This window comes from Melghiribacillus thermohalophilus (genome assembly GCF_004342905.1).
Lineage (GTDB): Bacteria > Bacillota > Bacilli > Bacillales > Alkalibacillaceae > Melghiribacillus > Melghiribacillus thermohalophilus.
Genome location: NZ_SMAN01000004.1, coordinates 143,915 through 156,303 on the forward strand (window position 1 = coordinate 143,915; position 12,389 = coordinate 156,303).

The following is a 12,389-nucleotide window of genomic DNA, read 5'->3' on the forward strand; positions in this document are numbered from 1 at the left end:
TTGTTTTTGATGATTAAAAATATATATGAATTTTTGAAAGGAGAGGTTTTTGATGGCAAACGTGTATTATAACGGAGACTGTAATGAGGAGCTTTTAAAAAATAAAAAGATTGCGATTATCGGTTATGGATCACAGGGGCACGCCCATGCATTGAACTTAAAGGAGAGCGGCATGAATGTGGTGGTAGGTCTCAGGAAAGGGAAATCATGGAACCAGGCGGAAACTGATGGACATCAGGTGATGACCGTTCGGGAAGCAGCAGAGCAGGCTGATATTGTGATGGTGCTTCTTCCGGATGAACATCAGCCAGCTGTGTATAAAAATCAGATTGAACCGGGATTAAGGGAAGGAAATGCCCTAGTATTTGCCCACGGGTTTAACATTCATTTTAATCAGGTTGTTCCTCCCGAAAATGTAGACGTTTTTCTCGTAGCACCTAAGGGGCCGGGACATCTCGTCCGGCGTACCTATACCGAAGGAGCAGGGGTTCCAGCCCTTATTGGCGTTCAACAAAATTATACCGGCTATGCCAGAGAATATGCCCTGGCCTATGCCAAAGCGATTGGGGCAGCCCGTGCCGGTGTTCTGGAAACTTCATTTCAGGAGGAAACGGAAACGGATTTATTTGGTGAACAGTCCGTTCTTTGCGGCGGTTTAACCTCACTTGTCAAAGCCGGTTTTGAAACTCTGGTTGAGGCGGGTTATCAACCGGAAGTGGCCTATTTTGAATGTCTGCATGAATTAAAACTGATTGTGGACCTGATGTATGAAGGCGGCCTGGAGGGCATGCGCTATTCCATTTCCGACACCGCCCAGTGGGGAGACTTTAAGTCCGGACCAAGGGTGATTGATGAACATGTCAAAGAAAATATGAAAGCGGTACTGAAAGACATTCAAAGCGGCAAGTTCGCCAAAGAATGGATTCTCGAGAATCAGGTGAACCGTCCAGAATTCAATGCCATCAACGCAAAAGAAAAGAATCATTTAATCGAAACCGTAGGTCGTGAGCTTCGTGAAATGATGCCTTTTGTCAAAGGGAATAAACAAAAGCAGGGAGTGGGCGCTGGTGCGAAAGATTAACATGTTTGATACGACCCTTCGTGATGGGGAACAGTCAGCCGGGGTCAATTTGAATCACTCGGAAAAAATGGAAATTGCCAGGCAGCTTGAGCGTTTGCAGGTGGACATTATTGAGGCAGGTTTTCCGGCAGCTTCCCGCGGAGATTTTCACTCCGTAAAGGAAATTGCAGAAACCATTAAAGGTTCCTCGGTAACGGGTCTTGCTCGCACGAATCAGAAGGATATTGATACCGCATGGGAAGCCCTGAAATACGGGGAAGAGCCAAGGATTCATATTTTTATAGCTACCTCACCGGTTCACATGACTTACAAGCTGAAGAAAACCCCGGAACAGGTTGTTGAAACAGCAGTTGAATCGGTAAGATATGCGAAAAAACGATTTCCGATCGTTCAGTGGTCAGCAGAGGACGCCTGCCGCACTGATTTGCCATTCCTTGCCCGGATTGTAAAAGAAGTAATTGATGCAGGAGCAGATGTGGTCAACATTCCGGATACCGTTGGCTATATCACACCTGAAGAGTACGGAAAAATTTTTAACTATTTAAAAGAAAATGTACCTAATATAGACCGGGTAAAGCTGTCTGCCCACTGTCACGATGACCTGGGGATGGCTGTGTCCAATTCTCTTGCCGCTATCGAACACGGCGCTGATCAGATCGAGGGTACCATTAACGGAATCGGGGAGCGGGCCGGAAATGCATCTCTGGAGGAAATTGCGGTCGCTCTTCATATTCGGAAGGACCACTATAATGCCATGACTGGCCTGAAGCTGGATGAAATCAGCCGCACGAGCCAACTGGTCAGCAAACTTACAGGTATGCTCATTCCGGCGAATAAAGCAGTTGTAGGGAAAAACGCCTTTGCTCATGAGTCAGGCATTCACCAGGATGGCGTATTAAAAGAAGTAACCACTTATGAAATTATATCTCCTGAATTAGTAGGAGTTGCATCAAATTCGATGGTTCTTGGAAAACATTCCGGGCGACATGCCTTTAAAAATCGGATGAAAGAACTGGGCTATGAATTGGAACCTGATGAGCTGGACCGCGTATTCCAGGCGTTTAAAGATCTGGCAGATAAGAAGAAAGAAATTACCGATGAAGATTTAATGGCGCTAATGACCGAAGAACGGGCCGGTTCTTCCAGCAGCTACTATGAGATTACTTCTCTTCAGGTACAGTATGGAACCAATCATATTCCAACTGCGACCATTACCCTCGAGACTCCGGACGGAAAGCAAATCCAGGAAGCCGGTACCGGTGCGGGAAGTGTAGAAGCCATTTACAATACCCTTGACAAAATGATGGATTCGCCTGTGGAGCTTTTAGACTATCGGATTCAGTCAACAAGCGGCGGCAGCTATTCCCTTGGAGAAGTGTACGTCAAAATAAAATATAGGGGGAGAACCTCCAATGGCAGGGGAACGGCCCAGGATGTGCTGGAGGCGTCAGCAAAAGCCTATGTGAATGCCATTAACCGGGTATTTATGCAGGAAAAATGGAATCATGAACAGCAAAAGGCGGTAAGCAAAGGATAGGTTAGGGGGATGGGGATCTCGATGCATAAGAAAATTGCAGTTTTGCCAGGAGACGGAATCGGAAGAGAAATCATGGATGGGGCCATTAAAGTTTTAGATGTTGTGGCCCGCCATTTTGGCCATCAGTTTGACTATGAATTTGCGTTGATCGGGGGTGATGCCATTGATCAGGAAGGCACGCCCCTTCCCGAAAATACCATTAAAGTTTGCAAAACCAGTGATGCGGTTCTTTTAGGAGCAGTAGGAGGACCAAAATGGGATCAAAACCCATCCCATTTACGTCCCGAAAAAGGGCTGCTCGGTCTTCGAAAAGAACTCGGGGTGTTTGCCAATCTGCGCCCTGTGACCTGCTTTCCTGACCTGGCAGAAGCCTCCACTTTAAAAATGGAGATTATAAAAGAAGTCGATTTAATGATCGTCCGTGAATTAACGGGGGGATTATATTTCGGGGAACCAAAAGGAAGACAGAATGAAAACGGTGAGGAATCGGCAGTAGACACCCTCTTTTATACCCGGAGGGAAATGGAACGGATCATTCGGAAAGCGTTCGAACTGGCAGAGGTGAGAAGAAAGAAGGTAACCTCTGTTGATAAAGCCAATGTGCTGGAGACAAGTAAATTGTGGCGGGAAGTGGCCGAAGAGGTGTCAAAGGACTTTCCGGAAGTGAAGCTGGAGCACATGCTGGTAGATAATGCGGCGATGCAGCTGATCCGGAATCCTGCTCAGTTTGATGTAATCGTGACGGAAAATATGTTTGGGGATATTTTAAGTGACGAAGCATCGATGCTGACCGGATCACTGGGGATGCTGGCATCTGCCAGTCTTTCAGATGATGGCCCGGGGTTATATGAACCGGTTCACGGTTCTGCCCCTGATATAGCCGGTCAAAACAAAGCCAATCCCCTCGCCATGATTCTATCTGCTGCATTGATGCTGAAATACTCATTTTCTATGAATCAAGAAGCATGTGCTGTGGAAGAAGCTGTACAGCAGGTTTTGAAGGGCGGCTATCGTACAGGGGATATTGCCCAGGAGGGAACCACCATTCTGTCAACAGACGAAATGACTCAAAAAGTAGTGGAATATCTTGAAACGTAATCATTCAGTGTCAGCCCGTCCTGTTCGGGCTGACACTTGACCATCTATTTGAAAAGGGAGGGGAAAATATGTGTGCCAGAACCATTGTGGATAAAATCTGGGAAAAGCATGCAGTCATCGAAGAGAAGGGGAAGCCGAATCTTTTATATATTGATTTACATCTGGTCCATGAAGTCACTTCACCCCAGGCATTCGAAGGCCTCAGGCTAAAGGGGAGAAAGGTCCGCCGACCGGACCTGACCTTTGCTACAATGGACCACAATGTTCCTACCGTGAATCGTTTTTCAATTACAGATGAAATTGCAAAAAAACAAATCGATACCCTCGTTGAAAACTGTAAGGAATTTGGCATTAAGCTGGCAGATCTCAACAGTCCAGAGCAGGGAATCGTTCACGTCATCGGTCCAGAACTGGGATTAACCCAGCCTGGTAAAACGATTGTATGCGGGGACAGTCATACGTCAACTCACGGAGCTTTTGGAGCTCTGGCCTTCGGAATCGGAACCAGTGAAGTAGAGCACGTTCTTGCGACGCAGACACTCTGGCAGGTCCGGCCAAAAACCATGAAGGTAAACGTGGAAGGCAAGCTGGGAGCAGGGGTTACAGCCAAAGATGTGATACTCGCGATTATCGGAAAATTCGGAGTGAATTTCGGAACGGGTTACGTGATTGAGTATACAGGAGAAGTGATCCGCAACATGAGCATGGAAGAACGGATGACCATCTGTAATATGTCAATAGAAGCTGGGGCAAAAGCCGGCTTGATCAGCCCGGATGACAAAACCTTCGAATACCTGCGGGGGAGAAAATATGTCCCGGAAGGTGAAGATTTTGAAAGGGCGGTAGAGGAATGGAGAAGCCTCGCTACCGACGAAGGGGCAGACTATGACAGGGTTGTGGAAATAGACGGATCTGAAATTGCCCCTCAAGTTACCTGGGGAACGAACCCGTCCATGTGTGTGCCTGTCACAGAACGGGTTCCATCACCGGATGATTTTAACACAGACACCGAAAAGCGTGCGGCAGCTCAAGCGCTGGATTACATGGGTTTAGAACCCCATACACCGATGGAGGAAATCGAAATACAGCATGTGTTTATCGGTTCTTGTACCAATTCCAGATTATCTGATCTAAAGGCTGCAGCTAAAATCGTCCAGGGGCGAAAAGTAGCCCCGGGGGTTCGTGCCATGGTTGTGCCAGGATCACAGAAGGTTAAGGAACAGGCAGAACAGGAAGGGCTGGATCAGATTTTTATTGATGCCGGATTTGAATGGCGAGATTCCGGCTGCAGCATGTGTCTCGGTATGAACCCGGATACAGTCCCTGAAGGGGAACGCTGTGCATCTACTTCAAATCGGAATTTTGAAGGCCGGCAGGGAAAAGGTGCCCGTACCCATCTGGTCAGCCCGCCGATGGCAGCTGCTGCAGCCATTTATGGAAAGTTTGTAGATATTCGCTTACTTGAAAAAGAGCCGGTAGGATAGGAGGGAAAATAGTGGAACCAATCCCTGTTCATAAAGGAAAAGTAGCAGGTCTGAACCGTGTCAATGTGGATACCGACCAGATTATACCCAAACAGTTTTTAAAACGGGTGGAACGTACCGGATTTGGGCAGTTTCTGTTTTATGACTGGCGATTTAAGGACGATGGTTCGGTAAACGAAGAGTTTGAACTAAATCGGCCGGAAAATCAAGGGGCCAGTATATTGGTTGCCGGGGACAATTTTGGATGCGGCTCGTCAAGGGAGCATGCTCCATGGGCACTCCAGGATTACGGGTTTAAAGTGATTGTCGCCTCTTCCTTTGCCGATATTTTTTATAACAATTGTCTCAAAAATGGCATTTTGCCCGTTCCATTGCCTGAAAAAGATATTCAATATCTGTTAAAAGAATCTGCGAGGGCAGATTATGAATGCACCATCGATCTGCAAGAACAGCGAATCCGTGATGACAAAGGATTTGAGCAGTCTTTTGAGATCGATTCCTACTGGAAAGAAATGCTGATCAATGGGTGGGATGAGATTGATGTGACATTGAAATATGCGGACAAAATCACAGATTTTGAAAGAAACCATACAGCATAAAGTTTTGCCCTGGCTATATAAGAAAAGGTCAGGGCTTTATGACCTTTTGAATCGGGCATTCCTGAACATATTGAAATTTTCTGAAAAAACGCATATAGTAGTTTAAACACACGTTCTCAAATTTCGGGGGGGAAGTATGATGACAGATGATACAAAAGATATGCGGATTAAAAGTAAGGTAATCAGTGAAGGCGTAAACCGGGCACCAAACCGGGCGATGCTTCGGGCTGTCGGTTTTACTGATGAGGATTTTAAAAAGCCGATGGTGGGAGTCGCCAGCACCTGGAGTGAAGTGACACCCTGTAATGTTCATATTGATGAATTGGCCCGAAAGGCGAAACAGGGTGTCCGTGATGCCGGAGGGGCACCGATGATTTTTAATACCATAACGGTTTCAGACGGAATCGCCATGGGGACAGAAGGGATGAAGTATTCCCTGAACAGCCGGGAGGTCATTGCTGATTCCATTGAAACGGTGGTGGGAGCAGAAAACCTGGATGGTCTGATTGCCATCGGCGGCTGTGACAAAAATATGCCCGGATGCATGATGGCCATTGCCCGCTGTGAGGTTCCGGCAATTTTTGTATACGGGGGCACCATTTCTCCAGGAAACTTACATGGTCAGGATATCGATATTGTGTCGGCATTTGAGGCAGTTGGCAAGTATAATCAGGGAGATATTGACCGAAAAGAACTCCATGAAGTAGAATGCAACGCCTGTCCGGGCCCGGGCTCGTGCGGCGGAATGTATACGGCCAACACCATGGCAGCTGCAATAGAAGCGATGGGAATGAGTTTACCTTACAATTCTTCCAATCCAGCCGATACAACGAAAAAACATAAAGATTGCTACGATGCCGGGGTAGCATTGATGAATGTAATGAGAAAGGGAATCTACCCGAAAGATATTATGACGAAAGAAGCCTTTGAAAATGCTATTACAGTGGTCATGGCCCTCGGGGGATCTACGAACGCGATTCTTCATCTTCTGGCCATTGCTCATTCGATTGGAGTCAAATTAGGGCTTGAAGATTTTGAACGGATTCAAAAGAAGGTTCCCCATATTGCAGACTTAAAACCGAGCGGCAAATATGTGATGCAGGATCTTCACGAGATTGGGGGAGTACAGGCTGTTATGAAGATCCTCCTCGAAGCCGGACTCCTCCATGGGGATTGCCTGACGGTAACCGGAAGGACAGTTGCGGAGAACCTGAAAGAAGCGGCCCCATTAAAGGAGAATCAGAACATTATTACTCCTCTGGATCGGCCGAAACGAAAAGATGGCCCTCTGATTATCTTAAGGGGCAATCTGGCACCAGAAGGAGCGGTAGCAAAGGTAAGCGGCTTAAAGGTCACCAATATTACCGGACCTGCACGGGTCTTTGATACGGAGAAAGATGCCACAGATGCTGTGTTAAATGATGACATAAAGCCAGGAGATATACTGGTCATACGATATGTGGGCCCTAAAGGTGCCCCGGGAATGCCGGAAATGCTTTCGATCTCTGCCATTTTAGTAGGAAAAGGCCTCGGGCATACCGTTGGACTAATAACCGACGGGCGTTTTTCCGGAGGGACCCACGGTCTTGTCGTTGGACATGTAGCACCGGAAGCGCAGGTTGGAGGACCGATTGCATTAATAAAAGAGGGGGATATGATTACCATTGACAGTGAAAACCGGGAACTGTCCGTCGATCTCAGTGATGAAGAACTAAAACGGCGCCGCAAAGAATGGAAAAAACCAGAGCGTAAATTGAAAGGTGTGCTTGCCAAATATGCACATCTGGTTTCTTCGGCATCTAAAGGTGCGGTTACCGATTTAGATCTCGATGATTAAGGTAAAATGGCATCAGAGGATGAACCTGATGCCATTTTACGTATACAAAGATGTCAACCAGTAGAGAAGTTTGTTCATAGCAGACAGGATAAATAAAATATCGTTAAGGGCATCGGGGAGTTTGATATATAGATGTCATGGATTTGTCTAAATCTGTAGAAACAGGTAGATTTTTTTTCGAATATATGTTATAACTATAAATAAAATTACCAATACATAGTAATTGTTAGGAATATCATCCTATCATCACTTCCGATAAAGGCAAACCTATCGAAAGATAGGGACGCAAAGCTACGGACCTAAGGCAAATTGTTTGCTAAGGCCGCCGGGTTACCGAAGAAGTAATCTTAAAAAGATTCACTTTTTCGGTGAATCTTTTTTTTTGAGAACAAACATGTGGTGAGAAAGGAATTCTGTCATGAATGCCAGTGCAATGAAGGAAATATTGGAACACGGGCTGTTCCATCATGTATTCCAGCCCCTCTATGAACTGAAAAATGACCAGGTTATTGGATATGAATCCCTATTAAGGGTAAACAATTTCGATCGTACGGAAGATGTGTTCCGTACGGCCAGAGAACATGGGTGTCTTTTTGATCTGGATACGTCATCTGTAACCAATGCTGTGATGCATTTTTCAAAATATAATCTGTTCAAACGACAGTGTTTATTTGTTAACCTCTTCCCTTCTACACTCCAGCATCCATCATTTTTATCCTTTTCTGAAAAACTCTTGAACACATTTCCGTTTGACCCATCTGATATGGTCATTGAAATAAACGAAAATGAGGTCATTCAAAATCCAGAATCACTTAAGGAAATGATTTCCTTTTTAAAACATAACGGTTTCCAGATCGCTATTGATGATGTCGGAAAGGGTTCAGCTTCCTTTCAAAATATTATCGAGATAGAACCGGATGTCATCAAACTCGATAAATATTTTTCCAAAAACCTTCAGCACTCCCTGATGAAACAGGAGGCTGTGAAAGTATTTGTCCATTTTTCCAGTGAGGCGATGAAGGTTGTCCTTGAAGGGATTGAGACAAAAGAAGATCTGGAAATGGCAAAAGAACTCGGGGTCGATATAGGCCAGGGATTTTATCTTGATAAACCGGCACCGCTAGGCCAATTTGCCACTCAGGATGATCAGCATGCCCATACAGCAACGACGATACATAAAGATTAAAATCCCCTGAGAAATGAAGTCACCAGGGGATTTCATTATGCATCTATGAATAAGGTTTTTCGTCAATGTAGCGGCCGAAGTCAGGAATGGCCAGTTTGTCAAACTCCTGAGCCAGTTTGTCCAGTCCAGCAGAGAGCTTGTCACCTGATACAGGAAGTCCATGTCCGGTGAGTGCTATGTCCGGATTTAATGATGCTAATTTTTTAACAGAATTCCAGGCCTGTTCCCAGTCGATTGTGAAATATCTTGGAGGACCATTGATTTCTTGTTTCTGGGTAAGGACTTTGTAAAGGGAATCCTGTTTCACGGTTACAAAAGCATCTCCGGCGACAAGGACCCGATCCCTTTCTCGAAACAAAGAAATATGTCCGGGTGTATGTCCTGGTGTGTGTATCCAGCGCCATTCCGCCAATTCTGGAACGGACCCATCGGATGGAATGGCTCGGGCATAATTTCCGATATTCACCGGTTCATTTGGGAACATTGGTGAAATCTTTGCAATCAGCCCCCCTTCAACAGAAGGGTCCGGTTCAGGATAACTGAGTTCCCCTGTAACAAACGGCAACTCATCAGGATGTACATAAACCGGCACTTCCCACTCTTTTAATAACTCAATCAGCGCTCCTACATGGTCAAAATGTCCGTGGGTTAAAATAATTCCTTCAGGCTTGCTTTTTGGGCCCAATATTCTTTCACAGGTTTCAAGAATATCATCGGCCGAACCTGGCATTCCCGCATCAATCAGCATCCATTTTGATTGTTCACGGTTTGTGATCAAGCCAATATTTACGATTTGAATCGTCTGAAAGAGCACCCCTTCGGCAATTTCCTGCATCATTCCGCTTGCTACTGAAGTTGCGGGTATGAATTTGTAATCCTGACCATATCCAATATCTTTGTCCACCATGATCACCTTCCTAATTGTTTTCCTACTATTATCATGCATCCGAATCGACATTTTCATGTAAGAAGTCCCCGTTTGCCAGTCATATTTGGCATTCTGTTTTGAAATCATGCAAATCTTTGTAGTAAAATATAAAATAATCCTGAAAAATGGTGAAGCATCTCACCTGTGCAGAGGGGTTTGAAAAGATGACGGGAAACCAGATAGAACATAACGATCTGTCAGCTATTGGGTTAAGTGAACACTTGCCGTTATTTTTGAATATGCAAATTGCAAAAAATAATCGAAGTTTATATGATACCATCCAGATTATCAAACAATTCGTTATATCTTCCAGTTCCCCGCGTATTCAAAGGGAGGGAATGGAGTTTCTCTACTGGAATGGCTTTTATGAAGAATTAAGAACCCTGGTTGATCAACATTCTAGACTCCTTGATGAAACCTCAGCAGAATGGGCGAACATGTATAAATGGATGTATTTACGGAAAAAACGGAAAATCAATGCCCGGGAATTAATTGACTGTATGAACGACCTGGGACCATCTGACCCGGCTCTTCAAGCATTAAAGCTATTCATGCTGATATACAGTTATTACGATTTAAGGGAATACGGAAAATTAGGTGTTTATCTGGATACCCTGGAAGCATGGATTGATCAGGTAGAATCCCCTTTGCTTCGTGATTATCTCACCATGCGGCAATATGAGGTTTTATTTCATTATCACTGGAAAAAAAACGAAGTCATCATGGCAAGAATGTATGCGTATAAAGTGGTTAACAATAGTTACAATCAAGAGAGAAAAGCTATGCTGCATTCCCATCTGGCCCAAACCTTTATTTTTGAAAGTTATGATAAAGCAATGGGACATATTCAGGAATCGCTGTTATTATCCAGCGTATACGGTTATAAAATTATTTACGATCAGGTAGCGAATCATACGATTCCTTTTATATCTGCACACTTCGGCAAATATGAAGAAATTGAAACTACTGATCTGTCGGAACAGGCTCATTTAGAAATTGCCAGAGGAAACAGGAAAAGGGCTATAGAACTGCTAGAAAATCTTGATCACTTCACCCCATTTCGAACTTATTATTATGGACTGGCAAAAAAGGATACAGGGATATTACAGAAGGCCTATGATGGTTTTGTAAATGAATATAAGGATTACTTTTTTGCTCGGCTGCCTCTAAAGGCTATAGAGCAATTACCATACCTATAATACTTAGCAGGTGATGACGTGTTTATCATGACACGTCATTTTTTGTCCAGAATGTCTTCCGGGCGGGGGATGGAAGCTGTCATTGAAGGATTTTTAAAATGGGAATAGACTTTCTAACCATATATGGGTAGAATTGTAAAGGGTTATGCGCGTATGGAGATGGGGGTTCGTCTGCCTGAACATTGGTAGCTGGAATGAACGCATGGATTCATGATGGAATGGTTAAGGCATCAGGGTGAAAGTGGGGTGAACAGTTGGAGTATGAATAAAACTTCTGAGTTTTTATCCAGACTTGATTACATTGTTTTGTCATTATTGGGAATACTGGCCACCATCAGTTTTGTTTCGTTATTTCATGTTCAGGACCTTGAATTAACGACTGATCATTATATAAAAAAACAATTAATCTGGTATGCGCTTTCAGGTGGTTTATTGTTGCTGGTAACCATGATCGATCTATCTGTTTTTAAGCAGCTTGCTGTGTATATTTATATTTTCAGTCTTCTGTTCCTTGCCGGGATACTGGTAGCTCCTGAAGATATTGCTCCTATCATTAATGGGGCAAAGGGATGGTACAGGATTGGTCCATTCTCCATTCAGCCGGCAGAGTTTATGAAAATCGGATTGATTCTGGTTTTAAGTAGAACTGCTGCCAGGACAGAAACTGATTCCCGTCCACTGAGTGAAATCAAGTTTCTTTTAAAAATGGGGATTTACCTAGTACCGTTAATTTTCCTTATGCAACGGTTTCCAGATTTAGGAAACCTGTTGGTGTATCTCGTTATTTTTTTGTCTGTTTTGCTGGTTGCCAATCTGAGAATGTCTACCCTTTTAATCATGATTTCAATACCTGTATTCTCGTTAATTGCCCTGTTTTTTTTGTATATGTATTATCCAGATTTTTTCTTTAATCAAGTACTGGGGGTTTTGCCGGATTATCAGGCAAATCGTTTTTACGGATGGTTAAAACCGTTTGAATATCCAGAAGAAGGGTATCAGCTCAGGCAATCCCTTTTAAGTATAGGGGCAGGGCATCTGTATGGTTTATCATCCCTGGAATATTTCCCCAATGTACCCTATGCCTATTCGGATTTTATCTTTGCAGTTATCGCTGGTATTTACGGGTTTTTGGGGGCCAGTTTAGTGATAATCGTATATTTTTTATTAATATATCGTATTACCCTGATTGCTGTTCACTATCAAGATCCTTTTGGAAGTTATGTCGGTGCAGGGGTGATTGGAATGCTGGCATTTCAGGTGTTTCAAAATGTTGGGATGTCTGTCGGAATCGTGCCCATCACCGGTATAGTGTTGCCTTTTATCAGTTATGGGGGAAGTTCATTGATTGCAAGCATGATTGCCGTCGGACTTGTGATCAATATGAAAATGAGAACGAAGAAATATATGTTTGAAACAAATCTGTCAGCAAAGTAAAAAGCA

Annotated in this window: 10 protein-coding genes and 1 riboswitch; of the genes, 9 read left to right on the plus strand and 1 reads right to left on the minus strand. The window is 44.2% G+C overall.

The window, feature by feature from the left end; all coding sequences use genetic code 11:
• Positions 1–52 precede the first annotated feature (52 nt).
• The 7 genes from ilvC (at position 53) to EDD68_RS05485 (ending at position 8,822) form a co-directional block, all read left to right on the plus strand.
• The gene (gene ilvC / locus EDD68_RS05455; protein ID WP_132371238.1) at positions 53–1,081 is read left to right on the plus strand and encodes a ketol-acid reductoisomerase; all 1,029 of its coding nucleotides are present in this window, start codon (positions 53–55) and stop codon (positions 1,079–1,081) included.
• Entirely contained in the window at positions 1,068–2,618 is a 1,551-nt protein-coding gene (locus tag EDD68_RS05460; protein WP_132371239.1) for a 2-isopropylmalate synthase, read from the plus strand. The genes ilvC and EDD68_RS05460 overlap by 14 nt, the downstream gene beginning before the upstream one ends.
• Positions 2,619–2,639: 21 nt before the next feature.
• On the plus strand, positions 2,640–3,716 hold the full coding sequence (gene leuB, locus EDD68_RS05465; RefSeq protein WP_132371240.1) for a 3-isopropylmalate dehydrogenase: 1,077 nt from the start codon (positions 2,640–2,642) through the stop codon (positions 3,714–3,716).
• 68 nt (positions 3,717–3,784) lie between these two features.
• Positions 3,785–5,200, plus strand: coding sequence for a 3-isopropylmalate dehydratase large subunit (gene leuC / locus EDD68_RS05470; RefSeq protein ID WP_132371241.1), 1,416 nt, complete (start codon positions 3,785–3,787; stop codon positions 5,198–5,200).
• An 11-nt stretch (positions 5,201–5,211) separates the two neighbouring features.
• Positions 5,212–5,799, plus strand: a complete 588-nt coding sequence (leuD, locus tag EDD68_RS05475; RefSeq protein ID WP_132371242.1) for a 3-isopropylmalate dehydratase small subunit — start codon at positions 5,212–5,214, stop codon at positions 5,797–5,799.
• A gap of 139 nt (positions 5,800–5,938) precedes the next feature.
• Complete coding sequence (gene ilvD / locus EDD68_RS05480) at positions 5,939–7,636, plus strand: dihydroxy-acid dehydratase (RefSeq protein ID WP_132371243.1); 1,698 nt, start codon at positions 5,939–5,941, stop codon at positions 7,634–7,636.
• Between the two features lie 250 nt (positions 7,637–7,886).
• Positions 7,887–7,974, plus strand: a riboswitch (cyclic di-GMP riboswitch).
• Between the two features lie 80 nt (positions 7,975–8,054).
• Complete coding sequence (locus tag EDD68_RS05485) at positions 8,055–8,822, plus strand: EAL domain-containing protein (protein WP_132371244.1); 768 nt, start codon at positions 8,055–8,057, stop codon at positions 8,820–8,822.
• A gap of 43 nt (positions 8,823–8,865) precedes the next feature.
• On the opposite strand, the gene EDD68_RS05490 is transcribed toward EDD68_RS05485, so the two are convergent.
• Entirely contained in the window at positions 8,866–9,726 is an 861-nt protein-coding gene (locus EDD68_RS05490; RefSeq protein ID WP_207902541.1) for an MBL fold metallo-hydrolase, read from the minus strand.
• Positions 9,727–9,914: 188 nt separating this feature from the next.
• On the opposite strand from EDD68_RS05490, the gene EDD68_RS05495 reads away from it, so the two are divergent.
• Both EDD68_RS05495 and EDD68_RS05500 read left to right on the plus strand, forming a co-directional pair.
• Positions 9,915–10,949 carry an AimR family lysis-lysogeny pheromone receptor gene (locus EDD68_RS05495; protein WP_132371246.1) on the plus strand — a complete coding sequence of 345 codons (1,035 nt, stop codon included), beginning with the start codon at positions 9,915–9,917 and terminating at the stop codon, positions 10,947–10,949.
• A 261-nt stretch (positions 10,950–11,210) separates the two neighbouring features.
• Positions 11,211–12,383: an FtsW/RodA/SpoVE family cell cycle protein gene (locus EDD68_RS05500; protein ID WP_207902542.1), complete on the plus strand. Its 1,173-nt coding sequence runs from the start codon at positions 11,211–11,213 to the stop codon at positions 12,381–12,383.
• The last annotated feature ends 6 nt before the right edge of the window (positions 12,384–12,389 follow it).

Excerpts from the sequence above, each read along its gene's own strand:
- ilvC (WP_132371238.1), top strand. The coding sequence starts at position 53 with ATGGCAAACGTGTATTATAACGGAGACTGTAATGAGGAGCTTTTAAAA.
- leuB (WP_132371240.1), top strand. The coding sequence starts at position 2,640 with ATGCATAAGAAAATTGCAGTTTTGCCAGGAGACGGAATCGGAAGAGAA.
- leuC (WP_132371241.1), top strand. The coding sequence starts at position 3,785 with ATGTGTGCCAGAACCATTGTGGATAAAATCTGGGAAAAGCATGCAGTC.
- ilvD (WP_132371243.1), top strand. The coding sequence starts at position 5,939 with ATGACAGATGATACAAAAGATATGCGGATTAAAAGTAAGGTAATCAGT.
- EDD68_RS05485 (WP_132371244.1), top strand. The coding sequence starts at position 8,055 with ATGAATGCCAGTGCAATGAAGGAAATATTGGAACACGGGCTGTTCCAT.
- EDD68_RS05495 (WP_132371246.1), top strand. The coding sequence starts at position 9,915 with ATGACGGGAAACCAGATAGAACATAACGATCTGTCAGCTATTGGGTTA.
- EDD68_RS05500 (WP_207902542.1), top strand. The coding sequence starts at position 11,211 with ATGAATAAAACTTCTGAGTTTTTATCCAGACTTGATTACATTGTTTTG.